General features: G+C 64.0%; 16 protein-coding genes and 2 pseudogenes. 6 read left to right on the forward strand and 12 right to left on the reverse strand.

Annotated features, from left to right (window positions below; translation table 11 throughout):
* Positions 1 to 86: 86 nt before the first annotated feature.
* Entirely contained in the window at positions 87 to 350 is a 264-nt protein-coding gene (locus tag E3O11_RS07060; protein ID WP_134476717.1) for a twin-arginine translocase TatA/TatE family subunit, read from the reverse strand.
* Between the two features lie 101 nt (positions 351 to 451).
* On the opposite strand from E3O11_RS07060, the gene tatA reads away from it, so the two are divergent.
* From tatA to E3O11_RS18090, 3 genes and pseudogenes are all read left to right on the forward strand, one after another.
* Positions 452 to 676 carry a twin-arginine translocase TatA/TatE family subunit gene (tatA, locus tag E3O11_RS07065; RefSeq protein ID WP_092450931.1) on the forward strand — a complete coding sequence of 75 codons (225 nt, stop codon included), beginning with the start codon at positions 452 to 454 and terminating at the stop codon, positions 674 to 676.
* A 151-nt stretch (positions 677 to 827) separates the two neighbouring features.
* Positions 828 to 1,592, forward strand: coding sequence for a twin-arginine translocase subunit TatC (tatC, locus tag E3O11_RS07070; protein WP_092450933.1), 765 nt, complete (start codon positions 828 to 830; stop codon positions 1,590 to 1,592).
* Between the two features lie 566 nt (positions 1,593 to 2,158).
* A pseudogene (locus E3O11_RS18090) lies at positions 2,159 to 3,098 on the forward strand (integrase core domain-containing protein); the annotation flags it as partial.
* A gap of 21 nt (positions 3,099 to 3,119) precedes the next feature.
* Here the strand turns inward: E3O11_RS18090 and E3O11_RS07080 are convergent.
* The 6 genes and pseudogenes from E3O11_RS07080 to gabT all read right to left on the reverse strand — a co-directional run bounded on the left by E3O11_RS07080 (position 3,120) and on the right by gabT (position 11,349).
* A pseudogene (locus E3O11_RS07080) lies at positions 3,120 to 4,421 on the reverse strand (ISL3 family transposase).
* Positions 4,422 to 4,635: 214 nt separating this feature from the next.
* Entirely contained in the window at positions 4,636 to 6,186 is a 1,551-nt protein-coding gene (locus tag E3O11_RS07085; RefSeq protein WP_092450938.1) for an APC family permease, read from the reverse strand.
* Positions 6,187 to 6,193: 7 nt separating this feature from the next.
* Complete coding sequence (locus E3O11_RS07090; protein ID WP_092450940.1) at positions 6,194 to 7,102, reverse strand: universal stress protein; 909 nt, start codon at positions 7,100 to 7,102, stop codon at positions 6,194 to 6,196.
* A complete protein-coding gene (locus E3O11_RS07095; RefSeq protein ID WP_092450942.1) occupies positions 7,099 to 8,460 on the reverse strand; it encodes a flavin monoamine oxidase family protein in 1,362 nt (453 codons plus the stop codon). The genes E3O11_RS07090 and E3O11_RS07095 overlap by 4 nt, the downstream gene beginning before the upstream one ends.
* 22 nt (positions 8,461 to 8,482) lie before the next feature.
* Complete coding sequence (locus E3O11_RS07100; RefSeq protein WP_092450944.1) at positions 8,483 to 9,973, reverse strand: NAD-dependent succinate-semialdehyde dehydrogenase; 1,491 nt, start codon at positions 9,971 to 9,973, stop codon at positions 8,483 to 8,485.
* Positions 9,970 to 11,349, reverse strand: a complete 1,380-nt coding sequence (gene gabT, locus E3O11_RS07105) for a 4-aminobutyrate--2-oxoglutarate transaminase (RefSeq protein WP_092450946.1) — start codon at positions 11,347 to 11,349, stop codon at positions 9,970 to 9,972. The genes E3O11_RS07100 and gabT overlap by 4 nt, the downstream gene beginning before the upstream one ends.
* A 171-nt stretch (positions 11,350 to 11,520) precedes the next feature.
* Between gabT and E3O11_RS07110 the strand changes: the two genes are divergently transcribed.
* The gene (locus E3O11_RS07110) at positions 11,521 to 13,089 is read left to right on the forward strand and encodes a PucR family transcriptional regulator (protein WP_092450948.1); all 1,569 of its coding nucleotides are present in this window, start codon (positions 11,521 to 11,523) and stop codon (positions 13,087 to 13,089) included.
* 326 nt (positions 13,090 to 13,415) lie between these two features.
* Complete coding sequence (locus E3O11_RS07115; RefSeq protein WP_134495458.1) at positions 13,416 to 13,640, forward strand: hypothetical protein; 225 nt, start codon at positions 13,416 to 13,418, stop codon at positions 13,638 to 13,640.
* A gap of 91 nt (positions 13,641 to 13,731) precedes the next feature.
* On the opposite strand, the gene E3O11_RS07120 is transcribed toward E3O11_RS07115, so the two are convergent.
* The 3 genes from E3O11_RS07120 to E3O11_RS07130 form a co-directional block, all read right to left on the reverse strand.
* Entirely contained in the window at positions 13,732 to 14,241 is a 510-nt protein-coding gene (locus E3O11_RS07120; RefSeq protein ID WP_092450951.1) for a hypothetical protein, read from the reverse strand.
* A 116-nt stretch (positions 14,242 to 14,357) separates the two neighbouring features.
* Positions 14,358 to 14,813 carry a GNAT family N-acetyltransferase gene (locus E3O11_RS07125; protein ID WP_092450952.1) on the reverse strand — a complete coding sequence of 152 codons (456 nt, stop codon included), beginning with the start codon at positions 14,811 to 14,813 and terminating at the stop codon, positions 14,358 to 14,360.
* A 287-nt stretch (positions 14,814 to 15,100) separates the two neighbouring features.
* Entirely contained in the window at positions 15,101 to 15,778 is a 678-nt protein-coding gene (locus E3O11_RS07130; protein ID WP_092450954.1) for a DUF8185 domain-containing protein, read from the reverse strand.
* A 68-nt stretch (positions 15,779 to 15,846) separates the two neighbouring features.
* Here E3O11_RS07130 and E3O11_RS07135 point away from each other — a divergent pair, with 68 nt between their 5' ends.
* Positions 15,847 to 16,722 carry an acyl-CoA thioesterase gene (locus E3O11_RS07135; protein ID WP_233195428.1) on the forward strand — a complete coding sequence of 292 codons (876 nt, stop codon included), beginning with the start codon at positions 15,847 to 15,849 and terminating at the stop codon, positions 16,720 to 16,722.
* Positions 16,723 to 16,730: 8 nt separating this feature from the next.
* Here E3O11_RS07135 and E3O11_RS07140 read toward each other — a convergent pair whose 3' ends face one another.
* Together E3O11_RS07140 and E3O11_RS07145 are read right to left on the reverse strand one after the other, a co-directional pair.
* A complete protein-coding gene (locus tag E3O11_RS07140; protein WP_092450955.1) occupies positions 16,731 to 17,441 on the reverse strand; it encodes a zf-HC2 domain-containing protein in 711 nt (236 codons plus the stop codon).
* Positions 17,438 to 17,947 (reverse strand): sigma-70 family RNA polymerase sigma factor, encoded by a 510-nt coding sequence (locus E3O11_RS07145; protein ID WP_092450957.1) that lies wholly within the window; start codon positions 17,945 to 17,947, stop codon positions 17,438 to 17,440. Before E3O11_RS07145 ends, E3O11_RS07140 begins: the two co-directional genes overlap by 4 nt.
* Positions 17,948 to 17,964: the final 17 nt, after the last annotated feature.

Here is a 17,964-nt window from a genome sequence, read left to right on the forward strand (position 1 = left end):
GATACTACCGAGGTAGGTTATCTAATGGTCTGGTGGTCTGAACTATGACACAGTTGAGGCGAATCAGTCAAACTATTTTTGAAAATTCACGACGGATCACGCGGATCCAGAGCTTCACTCACGATGCGGCGCGGGTCATATTGGCGCGGATCGAGCTTTTTCCAATCGAGATCCTGGGCATCCTCCCCCAGCTCTTCAGTGAATCGACCCTTGGCACCATTGGCCATGGACCTACCTCGCTTGACCAGCTGAGCAAGATTGGCCGTGTAGAGCGGCAGCCGTTCCGGCCCAATAAGGAACGCGGCGATCACGCCAATGATGACTAATTTGTCGAAGGTTAATCCAAACATGTTGACACCATAACACGCAGACCACTAGACATCAGATCACCATCACAGATAGTCTCTACGTCACCGCACACAGCGCTCAAAACGATCGAAGGGTCCAGCTCATGCTTGCAAATCTCAACGGATGGCACGCCGTCATCATCCTCGCCGTCGTTCTGCTCCTCTTCGGTGCACCAAAAATTCCGATGCTGGCGCGCAGCCTCGGGCAGTCGATGAAAATCTTCAAGAACGAGATCAAGCCAGACGCCAAACGTGCCGACGACGAACTGCTCGCAACCTCATCGACCGAGGCATCCGCGTCCCCGAGCAGTAATTCCCCTCTTGTTTAAGAGCGTGCACATTTCTCCGAACTTCGCATCCCCTCGCCGAGCCGACTAAATCCTGCGCATGAACGCAGACAACACATGAACACAGACAACACATGAACACAGACAACACATGAGCACAGACAAAACAGAGACCACGGCCGAAAAAAGTCGAATGTCACTTGCCCATCACCTAATTGAACTGCGCAAAAGGCTCTTCAAATCAGCCTTCGGGCTGCTCGCGGGCGCCGCGGCGGGCTGGATTCTTTCCGATTTCGTGATGAACAGCCTGCGAGTGCCGGTGAGCCTCATCGCAACGGCTCAAAACCGTTCTGCCACACTGAACTTCGCTGACATAACGAGCGCTTTCGATCTCAAGCTTCAAATTGCACTCACCGTCGGTGCCGTGGTCTCCAGCCCGATCTGGCTTTTTCAGATTTTTGCCTTTCTGGTTCCCGGTTTAACAAAAAAGGAGAAGCGCTACACGTTCGGTTTTTTCTTCACGGCCGTGCCTCTCTTCCTGGCCGGGTGCATCTCAGGCTGGTTTGTTCTGCCACAAATCGTTGCACTCATGACAAGTTTTGCGCCCGCTCAAGATGCCGCATTCATCGAGGCCAAGCCCTACTACGACTTCGTACTGAAGCTAGTTCTCGCTATCGGGATCGCTTTTGTCCTCCCGGTATTTATCGTCTTGCTTAATTTCATCGGGATTCTGAGTGCAGTGTCGATCATCAAATCCTGGCGCATAGCCCTTGTGGTGATTGTACTCTTCACGGCCGTCGCCACGCCCGCCGCCGACATCGTCTCTATGTTCATGTTGGCAATTCCGATGATCCTTCTCTATTTCCTGGCCGCGGGAGTCGCTGGGATACATGACCGACGGGTCGCGAAGAACCTGAGGCTTACAGACACGTTGTCTCCCTTTCTGTTGGAGACCTGAGTCAGTTGTCGGCTCATTATTCTTCGGTGAACCGCAGCTTCGGTGTTTTGTTTGCGCGTGTCGGTGGGCTGGTGATGTCACCATCCTCAGCTTATCTAAAGCGAGAGTGGTGGAAGAAGCGGCCTCACTCATGCGCCCAGCCAACTCGTGGGGTCTGACCCCCGGGGTCGCGGAGTACCGCAAAAACCGCATGGGCGTTCAAAGCGGATTCCACGACGCCCTCCAGATCGTTGGTGAGACCTGCTGCCCGGGTACGCCAACGCCGCATGAGGACGCATCGAAGGATCACCTGAGTGCACTGATCGAAACGCCCGCGCATCACCCGCGCATCAAGTCAAGAATTCCCGCGGCACCAGAATGAAAATGGCGAGTAGTCTGGGGAGTAAATCCTGATGGTAGCGCTAGTCCGGCGACTTAGTATGTGTGGTCCCAGCACAGTGTTTACAGCCTGTCTCATGACCTTGTTGGCACTATGTCTCAGGACGTTGTTTACAGGGTGTCTTACGACCTTGCATACACGTTGAGCAGTGGACGAAATCCTCACGTGGCCTCGGTTTTGATGGAGAGTGCCCAAATCTCTCCCACCTTTCGTCCGCCGCCAGATTATCGAATTTGATCCTCTTGCCGCCGATGGCCCCAGTATTTCCGAAATCTGCCAACGTCTGAATATCAGCCGGCCGTCGTTTATGATATCCGGCGACGCTTCCTTCAGGAGGGGAATAAGGCGCTGAATCCGCACTCGTCGGCACCAAAGAATCCGGTGCGGACGTTCGACAAGAAGACGACGGAAATTGTCCTGCGCATCCGTGCTCGGCTGGAAAAGGATGGCTGGGATAACGGTCCCAAATCGATCTAGTTCACCGGTGTGAACACGAATGAATTCAGTCAACCGGTTCCGTCGGTGGCGACCATCGCCCGGATCCTGTCATCCTCCGGCGTGACGAAGGCCAACCCGCGTAAACGGCCACGGACGGCCTGGCTGCGGTTCGCGCGCTCGTCGGCGATGGAGATGTGGCAGCTGGATGCATTCGAGTATCGCCTGGCGACCGAGCTGGCCTCGAAAGTGACGGTCTACCAGCTGCTGGATGATTCCACCCGTTTCGACGTGGGCAGCATGTGCTTCGCCGAGCCCGAGAACGGCACCGATGCCATCATCACCCTGAGCGCCGCGATCGACGATCACGGCGTGCCCAAAGAGTTGCTCAGCGACAACGGGACCGCTTTCAACCAGAGCCGGCGCGGCAACATCTCGGCGACGGAACGCTTCTTGGCCGACCGTGGGTGCTTGGGGATCAGCGGCCGGGGCGGCCACCCGCAGACGCAAGGGAAAAACGAACGCAGCCACCAGACGCTGCTGCGGTTCCTCGATGCCCGCGCCCCGGAGAGCCTCGAGCAGCTCGCCACCCTCATCGTGGATACCGCAACTATTACAACTACCGTCGCCGGCACCAAGCGTTGCCCGGCTCCATGACACCGGGCCAGGCCTGGGACGCGGCCGAACACCGACCCTAGGACGGAACACACCCGTTAATTTCGTCCGGGAAACACGGGTTTGTGCCCGCCGAGGCTGAGCATGGCGTGGGCGATGAGGGCGTCGGGTGATGTGAAGCCGTAGGCGATGCGGGTCATGAGGCGGATCTTGGTGTTCATGGATTCGACGCGGCCGTTGGAGAGGCCGTGTTCGATGGACGCGAGGATCGCGGTGCGGTGCTTGACGATGCTCTTCTGCAGTTTCACGAAGGACGGAATGCGGCAGCGTCGGGCCCAGCCGACCCATTTGTCGAGGGCTTCGGTCGCTTCGTCGAGGGGCAGTTTGAAGATCACCAGGAGGCCTTCCTTCAGGTAGTAGGCGCGTGCCAAGCGGGGGTCGGTCTGCACGATCCAGGCGAGCTTGGCTTGCTGCTTCTAGGTCAGGTTTTCCGGGTTCTTCCAGAGGGCGTAACGGCAGTTCTTGATGCCGGCAGCTCGGGCGCTGTCCGGGCGAGCTGGAGCATCGACGGCAGGTCGGCCACGGGTGCGTCGGGCATCGTTTTGGCGGGCGGCTTTGCGAGCATCATTCCACGCAGTTCGGCAGACCTCATCGAGGGCTTCGGTTGCCCATTTCACGACGTGGAACGGATCAGCGCACCGAACGGCGTTGGGCGCTTTCTCCGCGACAACACTGGCGATCCAAGCCGCGCCGTCCGCGGAAACATGCGTGATCTGCGCTGAATGCTCCGGCCCTAACGCGTCAAAGAACGTCGCGAAAGTGGCTTTGTCTTGACCCGGTGCGGCCCACACAAGACGGCCGGAATCGTGGTCGACGACACGGGTCAAATACTTGTGGCCGCGCTTGTAACTGATCTCGTCGATCCCGATCCGCGTCAGGTCCGCGAACTGGTCGTACTGCTTTTCGGTATCGGCCCAGACCCGGGTGATGATTGCGCCGACGGTGCGCCACGCGATGCGCATCAGCACGGTGATGGCGGTCTTGGACGTTTGCGTGGCCAGCCACGCGACCTGGTCGTCAAAGAACATCGTTTGGCCGCTTTGGTGCCGAGCCCAGGGGACGGCGGCGACGGCGACGCCGTGGACGCGGCAGGACACTCGGGGTGCGTCGGCTTCGAGGTGAACTCGAATTGAGCCCACGTCTAACCCTCGCCAGCGACGCCGCCCGTCACCGAGGTCGTAGCGTGGGCTGCGTTTCTGACAGGACCCGCATCGGTTCCGCCTCGGCGCCATCGGACGCACCGACGCGATCAAAATCCTGCCCTCCAGATCAAGATTGATGTCCTCGACGAACGTGCTCTCGACACCGAGGAGGGTTCGCCATATTTTTAGGGTTGGCACGCCGCTTTTTCCCTTCGTAAGTTTCTTACCTTTGACAGTTAGAAACCTAGGCGGAGAGCGGCGTGCGGCCGTTAAGGCGCTCCCAACGGACCCACGGTTTCGTCAGGAGAGCCGATCAAACCGCCGATGCAGCCAAAAATAAACGCCGTCATAGTACTAGGTGGACACCAGCTTGTGCGGCATCCGCTTTTACTCAGCGGATGCCGCAGCGCGGCTATTCCTCCCGCTCGCCAAAGCGCGGCGCAGCCAGGCTGAGCGTCTCGCCGCGGAAGAACGCCGGGCGTACCCGCGACTGCACGATCATGATGACAACACCGATCAGCAAAATAGCCATGCCGAGCACGAAGACCAGACCCAGCCCGAAGATCTCGGAGCCGCTGCCGTAGTTCGGGTCCATGCTGTCGACCAGGGTGGTGCAGAACAGCACCGCCAGGATGATGCCGCCGACCAGGGGAAACAAGAAGGTGAAGAAGGCGTTGCGCACGGTGGCGAACCACTGCCGGCGAAAATACCAGACGCAGGCGAACGCGGTCAGACCGTAGTAGAAGCAGATCATCATGCCGAGGGTCGTAATGGTGTCCCAGAGCACATCTTCGCTGACGAAACGCATGATCGTGTAGAAGCCGGCTGCGACGACAGCGGAGGCGATGGTGGCGTATCCGGGAGTGAAGAAGCGCGGGCTGACCCTCGCGTAGGCCGGCGGCAATGCGCCGTAGTGGCCCATGGCGAGCAGGGTGCGTGCAGGGGAGACGAAGGTGGATTGCAGCGAGGCGGCCGAGCTGGAGAGTACGGCAATCGACATGAGCACGGCGAACGGGCCCAGTGCCGGGCCGGCCAGCGCGAAGAACACATTGCCCTGAATCTCCGGGTTGCCGAGGCCAACGCCCACACCGCCGACACCGGCAAACGAGATGGCCGCAATGGCGACGAACAGGTAAAGCACCATGACGATGATCACGGTGAGCGTGGCAGCCCGGCCGGGAGTCGAGCGCGAGCCCTTGGTCTCCTCCGACATGGTCAGGGTGACGTCCCAGCCCCAGAAGATGAAGATCGACAGGCTCAGGCCGGCCGCAAAGGCGGAGAACGTGGTGACAGCGAAGGGGTTGAACCACGACAGCGAGACCGGCGTCGGGTCGAACGCGGTGCCATTGGCGATGTGCACGAAGGCCATGATGCCGAATCCGACCAGCACGATCAGCTGAAAGCCGACCAACCAGTACTGCACCTTCTGGGTGGTCTGCATGTCCCGGTAGCTAATCCAGGTTGCGATCAGAATGAACACCAGGCAGGTTCCGACGTTGATGAGCGGGTTTCCGGCGAGCCCCGCGATCTCGGCGCTGTTACCGAAGATCTGCGAGAGCATCAGATAGAAGAAGTCGACGGCGATTCCGGCGAGGTTGCTCAGCACGACGACGGTTGCGGCGATCAGGCCCCAGCCGGCCATCCAGCCGATCCATGGCCCGAATGCCCGCGTCGCCCAGGTGAACGAGGTGCCGCTGTCCGGCATGGCCTTGTTCAGCTCGCGGTAGCCGAGGGCGACCAGCAGCATCGGAATGAATCCGGCGACGAAGATCGCCGGCAGCTGCAAACCGACTTCAGCCACGGTAGGTCCGAGTGCACCGGTCAGGGTGTAGGCCGGAGCGATGCAGGAGATGCCGATGATGACGGCGCCGACCAGTCCGACCGAGCCAGCGCTCAGCCCCTTCTTGGAGATTCCCCCCGTCGGTTTTTCAACGGCTTCACTGGCGTTGATTTGTAGCGTCATGTTGTATTTACTTCCCCACCGTCTCGGTGAATTCGGTCGTCACGGTGGCATCGGGCGGCACGGTGAAATCTCGGGGCACCACGATCAGGGGCACCGGCAGTTCGCGCAGCATCTTGGCCGCGATGGAACCCAGAAAGAGGCGATGGGGCTGGGCCAGCCGGCTGGAGCCGACCAGGCAGACCTCGGTCGGTTCCCAGGGCAGTCCGCGCACGGCGTGCTCGATGCTGCTGCCGGAGGCGACGCTGGCGGTCACCTCCAGCCCGTCCATCAGGTGGTCGGTGGCGTAGTCGAGCACTGCCTGGGCATGGTCGGCGGCCAATACGATCGTCTGATCGTCGGCGCCGGGACGATCGATCGCGACGAGGGAAACCAACCGCAGGGGGGCATCCACTGTGCGCGCCAAGAGGATGCCGGCCGTCAGTAGTCCGTCGGCTCCCGGCTTGGTGCCGACCGCGCAGGTGACCCGGCGGATCGGCTCGTCGGTACCCATCACCCGGGTGCCTTCAGGGGCAAGGGCAACGGGGACGTGGGAGGAGTGCAGCAGGCCGCCGGCGACGCTGCCGATCGCGAAGCGTCCGAGCAGGCCGTGGGTTGCCGCGCCGACGACGATCAGGTTCGCCTGCAGCCGAGCGGCGGCGGCGAGCAGCCCCTGGGTGAAGGAATCGGCGTGTTCGAGGTGGGTGCGCACCGAAATTCCGGCGGGTACCAGGGTGAGCGCTTCGGCCAGCCAGCCCTCGGCCGTCTCGAGCAGCAGCCGGTCGTAGCTGGGATCGGTGGGGGTGAGCGTCGCCCGGTCCCCCGCATTGAGAACGAGGACCACGTCGAGTTCGGCGCCGGGCGCGCGGGCAAGACGCACGCCGAGGGCGAGGGCATCCGCTCCCCCCGAGGTCGCCGTGTAGCCGACCAGAAACCTCACGCGACCACGCGCGTGGCAAGGATCGCCGCAGCGGATTCCTGCCCGACCCGGATCGCCCCGTCCACGTGCTGGTAACCCTTGCCGGCCATGTCGCTGCAGGAGAACGAGATCGGGCCGACGGGACTGCGCAGTTCGGCGCCGTACCGGGCCAGTCCGCCCATATCGAAGCTCGCCGCGTAGGCGCCGCGGGTCCATTCCTCGGAGCCCCAGTCGCTTTCGTAATAGACGACCGGGTGCAGCGCCTGCTCGCCGTAGTAGTGCGAGAGCGACTCGAGAATGCGGGCCTTGCGCTCGAGCGCGGTCAGCGCGAAGACGGCATCCGCTTCTTCATCGGAGACGAAACCGACCAGGGTGCCGCGTGGGTCCTCAAAATTGGTGTTGTCGTAGGCCTCATGCACGAGCTCGTACGGGCTGAACGCGGTGCCCGAGAGATCGTCGGCGCGCCAGAACGGCGTCTCGTAGACGGCGTGCACCTTGATCACGAAACCCATGGAGAGGTGCTGGTGCAGCTGCTGCTGGCGGCGCGGCAGGGGCGGGTCGAAGCTGATCCGACTGATCAGGGGCGGCGGAACCGCCACGATCGCGTGCCGGGCGGTGACCGTCATACCGTCGGCAACGACAATGACCCCGTCCTCCTCCCAGGTCAGGCTGCGCACCGGCTGCCCGAGATAGACATCGCCGCCAAGCTTCTCGGCCAGCAGCAGCGGAACCTGCTGCAACCCGCCGACCACGCGCTCGTCCAGAATGAAATCGGCATCGACGAGGTTGCTGAACGACCCGGCGCTGGCCGCCATGAGCAGCGCCTGCAACGCCGAGAAGGCGTGCGCGGGCTTGGTGAGCATGGCCCCGGCAATGAACATGCCCATGTTGTCGCGGGCCTCCTGATCGTCGGTCTGGGTCTCCAGCCAGCGGCTGAAGGAGACCTCGTCCAATTCTTTGGCGAGCGGGTGCTCCCACGGGGAATCAGGGTTGATCTCGGCCACGAGGGCGTCGAGTTTCTCGATCAGGCCAAGGATCTGTGCCTCGGTGCCGGCTGGAACCGGAAATATCTCACCGTCGAACCGGCTGACCACGCCGGAACCGTTGATGTACACGTTGCGGCCAGCCCGGTAGCGCGGGTAGGTCTTGAGGCCCAACTCGGCCAGGGTGGTCTTGAGGGCGTGCTGGTCGGGCGAGACCCACTGACCACCGATCTCGAGCATGGCACCCTCGATCTCATGGGTCCACAGCCGCCCGCCGACCCGATCGCGGGCTTCGAGCACCGCGACACTGAGGCCGGCCTTCTGCAATGCCGTGGCGGCGGTGAGACCGGATGCCCCGGCGCCGATTATGACGACGTCACGATCAATCGTGGTCATGGTTGCTCCTGTGTTGACTGAGTTATGACGAGGGAATGAGGGTGTACTTGGTCGAGAGGTATTCGTTGATGCCTTCAAGGCCGCCCTCACGGCCGAGCCCGGACTGTTTGACGCCGCCGAATGGTGCTGCGGCATTGGAAACCAGGCCGGTGTTCAGGCCCATCATTCCGGTATCGATACTCTCGATCATACGGTGCCCACGGTTGATATCGGTGGTAAAAACGTAACCGATCAGACCATATTCGGTGTTATTTGCCATTTCGATGGCCTCTTCATCTGTTTCAAAAGTTTGGATGCCGACGACCGGTCCAAAGATTTCCTCCAGCACGAGGCGGCTGTCGGCGCTCACTCCGGTCAGCACAGTGGGGGCGTAGAACGAGCCGGGCCCCTCTGAGCGGATGCCGCCGGTGAGCAGCGTGGCGCCGCGCGCGAGGGCGTCCTGCACGAGGGCAGCCACGTTGTCGACGGCCGCCTCGGTCACGAGCGGCCCGAAGCTCACCGTGGGATCGATGCCGGGTCCCGACACGAGGGCATTGACCCGCTCGGTCAGTCGACGGGCGAACTCATCGGCCACAGACGCGTGCACGATGAACCGGTTGGCGGCCGTGCAGGCCTGGCCGGTGTTGCGGAACTTCGCGAGCATGGCGCCGGTGACGGCCTGCTCGAGGTCGGCGTCGGCGAACACTAGGAAGGGGGCATTGCCACCGAGTTCCATCGAGGTGCGCAGCACGTTCTGGGCGGCCTGGGCGATCAGGGCACGCCCGACGCCGGTCGACCCGGTGAAGCTGAGCTTGCGCAACCGGGGGTCGGCGATGATCGGGGCCGACACCGCCTGCGACCGGGTCGTCGTAATGACGTTCACCACGCCGGCCGGCACGCCGGCATCCGCTAACAACTGCACGAACAGCAGCGTGGTCAGCGGGGTCAGCTCGGCCGGTTTCACGACCACGGTACAGCCCGCAGCGAGCGCCGGGGCAATCTTGCGAGTGGCCATGGCGAGCGGAAAGTTCCACGGCGTAATCAGGTAACACGGGCCCACCGGCCGCTGGGTGACGACCATCGTGCCGGTCCCCTCCGGGTTGGCACCGTACCGGCCGCTGATACGCACGGCTTCCTCGCTGAACCAGCGCAGAAACTCGCCGCCGTAGGTGACTTCACCGTTGGCTTCGGCAATCGGCTTGCCCATTTCGAGCGTCATGAGCGTGGCGAAATTCTCCCGACGCTCCTGCAGCAGGTCGAAGGCGCGGCGCAGAATCTCCGCGCGCACCCGCGCCGGGGTCGCTGCCCAGACATCCGCTGCGGCAACCGCTGCGTCGAGGGCTCGGGCACCATCGGCGACGGATGCGTTTTGAATCTGTTTGAGAACCTGCCCAGTCGCCGGGTCGGTCACCGCAAACGGCTCCCCGGTCCCGTTCACCCACTGGCCGTTGATGTACAGTTGGTCGGGCACGCGGGCCAGCAGCTCTGCGCTGCCCTGCGCTGCCGGCTGGCCGGTGAGGGTCACGGCGCTCATGCGACGGCCAGTGTCTCAGCCAGTGCGTCGGCGATAACCTGCAGGCCCTCGAGCAGCAAATGGTCCGGAATGCTGAGCGGCGGCAGAAAGCGGATGACGTTGCCGTACGTTCCACAGCCCAGCAGGATGACGCCCTGGGCGTGGGCGGCGGCGATGACCCGACCGGTCAGGGCGGCATCCGGCTCCCCCGTGGCGGGGTCGACGAGTTCGATGGCGATCATGGCGCCGCGGCCCCGCACCTCGATAATGCGCGAGTCGGTGGCGGCGAGCGCGCCGAGCCGCTCGTTCAGGATGGCTCCGATGGCGACGGCTCGTTCAACCAGGTGGTCGCTCTCGTAGGTGTCGATGGTGGCGAGCGCTGCGGCGCAGGCGAGCGGGTTGCCGCCGTAGGTGCCGCCGAGGCCGCCGGCCTGGGGCGAATCCATGATGTCGGCGCGCCCGGTAACCGCCGACAGTGGCAGGCCGCCGGCGATCCCCTTCGCGGTGCAGATCAGGTCGGGCACGATGCCCTCGTGTTCACAGGCGAACATGTGGCCGGTGCGGGCGAAGCCGGTCTGAATTTCGTCAGCGATGAAGATGACTTCGTTGGCGCGGCACCAGGCCAGCAGAGTGGCCAGGAATCCCTGAGCTGGAACGATGAAGCCACCCTCGCCCTGAATGGGTTCGATGATGATGGCGGCGAGGTTGCTCGCGCCGATCTGCTTCTCAATCTGCGAGATGGCCCGGTTCGCCGCTACGACGCCGTCCAGGCCGCCGTCGCGCAACGGGTACGACATGGGCGCTCGGTACACCTCGGGAGCGAAAGGGCCAAAACCGTTCTTGTACGGCTGGTTCTTGGCGGTCAGCCCCATCGTGAGGTTGGTGCGGCCGTGATAGGCATGGTCGAAGGCGACGACGGCCTGCCTTCCGGTGAAGTGCCGGGCGATCTTGACGGCGTTCTCCACCGCTTCGGCGCCGGAGTTGAACAACACGCTGCGCTTCTCATGGTCACCGGGGGTGAGGCGGTTCAGGGCTTCGGCAACCTCGATGTAGGAGTCGTAGGGCGCCACGGTGAAACAGGTGTGGGTGAACTGGGCCAGCTGCGCGGCCACGGCCGCCACCACGCGCGGCGCGCTGTTACCAACGCCGGTCACGGCGATGCCGGATCCCAGGTCGATGAGCGAGTTGCCATCGACGTCGACGACAACGCCCCCGCCGGCGGCCACCACGTACACCGGCAGCGTGATCCCGACGCCGGCCGACACGGCCTGGGCCTTGCGTTGGCTCAGCGCGCGTGATTTCGGGCCGGGGATGCTCGTGACGAGCTTGCGTTCCTGCGCCAGCTGGGGGCCACCAACCGGTGTGCTGGTGGGGCGAGGGGTATCCAGGAAGGTCATCAGAGTTTCCGATCCAAAACGACGGGCGGCATCGCGGGACGATACCGCTGTGCCATGGGAGCACTGTGCCATTTGCAGCACGGAGCAATGCTAGGCAACACCGGGCCGCCGCAACATAGCCGGGTTGTATAGTTGGGGCCACCGAGCTCTCCAATCTGTATAAGGCCTCCCATGCTCCCCACACTGCGCCGCCTGCTTGCTGATCCCCAGCTCGGTCTGACTGTGCTCGGCATCGCCGAACCGGTCGCGCTCGAGGCACCGGTGGAGTGGGTACACAGCTCCGACCTCGTCGACCCCACCCCCTTCCTGTCCGCCGACCAGGTGCTGCTCACCACCGGCACCCAGTTCGGCACCGATCCGAAAGCGGATGCCGACTACCGCCGCTATGTGCAGCGCTTGCGCGACCGAGGCCTCACCGCGCTCGGTTTCGGTACCGAGGTCATTCGCAACGGCACCCCGGAGGGGCTGCTCGCCGCCTGCCAATCGCTCGGCCTTCCCCTGTTCGAGGTGCCGTATCGCACACCGTTCATTGCCGTGGCGCGAGCGGCCGGCGACCTCGTCGCCGAGGATCGCTACGCCGGGGCGACCTGGGCGTTGCGGGCACAGCGTGCGATCGCGCTCGCCGCACTCCGCCCCGACGGTTTGAGCGCGACCCTCGCCGAGCTGTCGAACCAGCTCGGCCACTGGGTCGCGCTGTTCGACGCGAGCGGTACCCTCGATCGGGTGTTTCCCCGCGAGACGTTCAGCGCAGCCCCCGACACCCGCGCGACCGTGCAGCACGAGGCCCGCCGCCTGCTCGGGCGCGGCAAGCGATCGAGCAGCAGCGTCGAGGCCGGCGGCGAGACGCTTTCCCTGCAGACCCTCGGCGGGCACGACCACCTACGCGGCGTGCTCGCGTTGGGCGGGCCGCGTGCCCTCGACCAGGCAAGCACCGAGGTCGTTACGAGCGTGATCGCCCTCGCCGGTCTCGCCCTCGAGCAGAACAACGCCCTCGATCGCGCGCAGGGGCTGCTGCGCTCCGGGCTGATGCACACCCTGCTCGGCGGTGACCAGAAACTGGTGGATCAGATTTCCCGGCAGATGTGGGGTGCACTTCCGGTCGGGCCGGTGCTGGTCGCGGTCGTTGACGCGCCGGCCGCGCGCCGCGACGCCATCACGGAGTACCTGGAGCTGCGCGTCGAGGACTCTCCAGGGCAACTGTTCTTCGCCCGCCAGGAGGACACCATCGTGCTCTGTCTCGACCGGGCGGCCGACGGCATCCTCTCGGACCTGTGCACGCTGTTTGAGTTGCACGCCGGCCTCTCGGAGCCAACCGAGTATCGCCAGCTGCCTCGGGGCCTCGACCAAGCCCAGCAGGCGCTCGCCCGGGCGCGGGAGGGCGCCGTGGGCGTGATCGGTTTTGACGTCGTCGCGCGGCAGGGCGTGCTCGCGCTGCTGGCCAGAACGGATGCCCGCGAGGTCGGCCTGGCCACGCTCGCCCCGGTCCTCGCCCACGACCAGACCCACGGCACGGAACTACTCGCCACCCTGCACGCCTGGTTGCTCTGCAATGGGCAGTTCGGGGCCGCCGCCGACCAGCTCGGCGTGCACCGACACACGGTGCGTGCCCGCATTCAGCAGGCAGAGCAGTTGCTCGCCCGCGACCTGGGGTCGTTTCCGGCGCGCGCCGACGTCTGGGCGGCACTGCTGGCCACCGATTCTGCCACCGAGACCGGCCGGACGACGAGAGAAGGGGGCTGAAGAGGATCGATACGGAAATTCACGTTTAGGCTGCACCGGTGCGGGTTCCGGCGCTGCACGGTGAAGCTTTTTTCGAATCAAACCGGCAGTGGCGCCGGCGCGCTGGATTGCACGGTAAACGGTTGACCGGGCTACCCCGTTGATACGCGGGTACCCTATAAGCATCCTGGTCAAGCTTATTGTGTGTACCGGTCAGCCCCCTTGATCAGGCATTTTCTCGGTCAGGGCTTACGGGCATCGGGCGCCGTTTCGGAGTGAACGTTGGCTCTGGCGTCCGGATCAATGGACTCTGGCCGAGGTTCAACGCAGACGTCATGGTCGCAACCATGAACAGTGTCCTCCGACCCCGCTGGGCTGAATGGGAGAACGTCACTGCGCCGTCTCTTGTCGTCTACGCAGAACCGGGGATGTTCACCGCTCAAGAAGCGGCTGAGTTCATCAACCGCGGCCGAGACGTGAAACGAGTTGATCTCGCCGGGGCGTCCCCCGACGGACACCTCGATTCATTCGACTCCCGGATCATCGCACTGCGTACATTCCTTCTGGCTTGACATTGTCTCGATCAAGGTACCGCCTCTGGTACGCGCGCTAACGGCAATGATGACGAGCCTGGATCCTTCTTTGACGGTTATCTCCGGACGATCACCCCGTGTGGACGATTTCCCACAAATCTCCGAGAGTCACGGTGAGCTGCTCTTCACTCGGGCAATCGTCGCACAACGACTGAAACTTGCCGCGCTCAGTTTCACTCGCGCCGTGCTGATCGAGGTAGTGCCGACGTAGCGGGCCATCAGCGACGCCGACCGGACGCCGGTCCATCAATCTGCGCGGTGCGTGATCATGGAAGATCAACTGTTCTTCGAGCTCCGGCCGCATCGCCAGCGCGAGCTCAAGCTGACTCGTTGTCGCCGCCCAATGCCTGACTGTGGACTCCCGTACTGCCTCTTCGGGGTCATCGATCAAGGCTAGGAACACGTCAGCCGGCAACACAAATGGGTAAGCGCCAAGCTGCCACCTCACAGAGACGTCATCGGACCCCGCGGCCGCGCGAAGCACGTCATCAGGAAGTGGAACCGGAGGCACGAACGTCCTGCGGTACTCAGCATCGTGTGCCGCAATCAGCGCCAGCTCAATGTCATCATCGTCTGCCATTCGTCAATGATGCTTCCTGACGTTCATTAGCACCAGCCCCGGGCGCACCACGGGCGGACGTGCCGCAGGGGGGTCCACTTACGGTTGAACCCCTGGATGGCGTTGGGCGGATCTCGCTAGAGAAGTCGGCTCCACGCCACTTCGCGTTGGAGCTGCCCGGATTCTGTAAAGAGCCGCACCTGATGCGTTGACGCGAGTGCGATCGCGAGTTCGTTCCTGTCTGCCGAGACGAAGCCGACCTTGTGCCAGAACGGGCCGGATCGTCGGCTGAAGAGCCAGGCTCGAGTTGCTCCGGATTCGTCGGCTCGGTCCAGCGCGAAGCGCGCCAATTCGAGGCCCTTGCCGCGACCTCGGAGTGCCGGATCGACAGCAACGCTGCGAATGAGGACGTGATGGTTGTCGTCGCTGCGCTCGTAGCCGGTGCTGGCGACGATGCGTCCGGTTTCTGCGTCGCGTGACGTCCACAGTCGCACGGAGGGGGAATTGAGCCCACTGAGCGTCAGGTCAGCGAGTCGAAGGAACTCGGTCACTTCGTCGAGATCCTGGGGAGTCGTGGGCGTCAGGTGGAGCATTGCTCCACGATATCGCTCACGTAGATCAACTTGACCGGCACTGCAGGGTTGACTGCGTGTGCCGTGCCATAGTCTGTGGCTGGGGAGCGCGGGCATCCGTTCTTGAAGAATTTCTTGCGGGCGAGAGAACGGAACGAGTATGGAATACAGCGGCAGTCGCATGATCAACGCAGATGAGATCGCAGCGATCCGCTGGCCCGGCCACGAGATAGGGCGCGCTTAAGACCCCGGGAAGCATGACGCCCGACCGAGACGGCCAGCAGCACAAGCCTCCGGGGTGATCGTTGCTACGGCTGGAGGGTCCAGGGCTTGCGCCGCACCAAAACGTGACCGCGACTCGTGCTGAGGCGGGTCCACAGGCCCGACTCGTAGAGCTGCACCGGTTCGTCGGCAGCGAGAAAGCCGAGGCTGAACGCGGCAAACCCGGCGCCGGTCGGCACGAATTCGAGTCCATCGACCTGACGGCCCCACACTTCGGCGCGCACCCGCTCGACGATCATTTCGCCGGTTCCTTCCGGAATCGCCGCAGCGACCTCGTCGATGCCGGCGCGGGCGGCGGCTTCGAGATGCGCGGCCGTCGTCTGCCCGTGCCGGTCCCAGCCCCCCTTGGGCGGCGAGATTCCGGCCCAGGTCACGGTGTTCACCTCGAGGGGAACTGTCACCGTCACCGGCAGGGTCAGGTTGCTGGTCGTCGATTCGAGCCGTTTGAGGCGCTCGATCAGGGAACGCACCGGCACGACCTTGTCGAGATCGACCGGCGTGGTCAACGCAAAGGTGCGCAAGCCGAGCACGGTCGGGCTGACATCGAGCAGGCCGCGCGGGTAGAAGATCGCGGTGTACACCGCGATCACCCCCTCCGATGCGATCAAGCGCACGGAACCATCGAGAACGCGACCGGACCGTGACAGAAACACGATCAGATCGCTGAGGGACTGGGAATCGGTAAGAGTGAATGACTGGCTCATCACCTTCTAAACTACCAAGATGCGCCACGACCGTTGGCCGCGCACGCAAACTTGCCAGAGGAGACAGCATGCACAAGCCGATGGAAGGCCTTCTGGCTGTTCTCGATCTGACCGACACCGGAGCCCGCACCAACGAAGACATCTTCACCGGCCCTTCCCAGTGGATGCCGCTCGGTCGCGTCTTCGGCGGGCAAGTTCTGGCCCAGTCCCTCGTCGCCGCGATGCGGACCGTGCCCGATGAACGCCATGTGCACTCGATGCACGGCTATTTTCTGCGCCCCGGTGATGTCAACCAGCCGATCACCTTTTCGGTCGAACGCATTCACGACGGACGCTCGTTTTCGACCCGCCGCACCCAGTGCTATCAGGACGGTGTGCCGATCCTGTCGATGATTGCCTCGTTCCAGGACGCCGATGAAGGCCTGGAGCACCACATCGAGATGCCGGCAGACATTCCCGACCCAGAAAGCCTGCCGACGGCATCCGATTCGCTCGCGCACATCGACCATTCGGTGGCGCGCTACTGGGCAAGCGAGCGCCCCTTCGATATGCGCCACGTTCCCTCTCCGATCTACCTCAAGGTCAATGGCGAGCACACCTCGCGTCAGGCCGTATGGATGAAGACGTTTTCGCCGCTGCCGGACGACCCCGACGTGCATCGCGCCGCGCTCGCCTACGCGAGCGATTACTCGATCATGGAACCGATCTTGCGTCGGCACGGCGTCGCATGGGCCTCGCCGGGCCTCAAGGTCGCGAGCCTCGACCACGCCATGTGGTGGCACCGCTTCGGCCGGGTCGACGAATGGCTGCTCTACGTGCAGGATTCGCCGAGCGCGCAGGGCGGTCGCGGCCTCGCCACCGGTAGCATTTTCAGCCGCGACGGCGTACTTCTGGCCACCGTGGCGCAGGAGGGCATGTTGCGCGTGCCCATAATCCTCGAATAGTTCCGCAGCTACCAGCTCGGTTTGGACTCCAGCAGCACGCGTTCGTCGGGCATCCACCGGATGTCCACGCTCGCGATATCGTCTTCGGCGACACTCGTGGTGCCCGCGGCGGTGATCGTGGTGCCGGGGCCGGCAATCCAGCTGGCCACCAGCCTCTCGTCGCCGGCGGTGTCGGTCACGAACAGGGCGTAGGGCTGCGGGCCGAAGTTGTTGCCGCTCTTCGCGTAACTGCAGCTCGCGTCGATGCGGGTGCCCCAGTTTTCGCCGGTGAGGCGAAAGCTCGCGGTGAGCGGACTCGGGACGACGGCGGTCATGGCCACGGCCGGTTCCCTGGCACTGGTGACTCGCTGGTCCAGCCAGCCGGGCACCATCAGGGCAGCGGATGCCGCGATCGCGGCGGCCGCAAGCACGGCCCCCACCGTGCGCCGGCGGGCCCGCCGGGAGCGGACCCGTGCCTCGGCCAACAGCCGGGGCAGCAGTTCGGCGGACGGCGATGTGCCGGAATCCACTGCCGCACCGGTCGCGTGACCGAGCTGCGCAGCTTGATCCAGTGGCACCAGAGCGAGCAGCCCGGGCAGCCCGGCGAGGTGGGCGACGGCCTGACTGCAGGCGGCGCAGTCGTTCAGGTGTCGTTCGTAGTCACGCCGGTCGCCCGGCGTAAGCGCGCCCAGTACGTAGGCGCCGTCCCAGTCTGCGTACCGGTCAGCAGGAGTGGTCATCGCTCCGTAACTCCTCGCTCTTGCAGTGCGAGACGCAGGGCTCGCAGGCCATAGTGCAGCCTGGATTTCACGGTTCCTTCGGGAATATCCAGGTGTCGTGCAGTCTCCGCGACGGACTGGCCTTGATAGTAGGCGTAGACAATGACGGCCCGATGGTCGAGCGAGAGGTCGGTGAGGGCATCCGCTACCAGCCAGGCATCGAGCAGGGCGTCGGTCTGATCGTCGGTGGGCAGTTCGGGCAGCTGGTCGGTCGGCATCTCATGTCGGGCGCGGGCCGAGCGTCGGTCGTCGATCACCAGGTTTCGAGCCACCGTGAACAGCCACGCCCTGGCCGACACCTCGGTCTGATCGAGCAGGCGTGGCCGGCGCCAGGCGCGCAGCAGCGTCTCCTGCACCACGTCGTCGGCGAGGGCGGTGTCGTGGGTCAGCCTCACAACATAGCGCCACAGAATAGGCCCGTGCGTGTCGTGGAGGGCACGCAATAGTTCGGCACGCTCATCGGCCATGGCCTACCTCCCCTGGT

Source organism: Cryobacterium levicorallinum (genome assembly GCF_004402405.1).
Lineage (GTDB): Bacteria > Actinomycetota > Actinomycetes > Actinomycetales > Microbacteriaceae > Cryobacterium > Cryobacterium levicorallinum.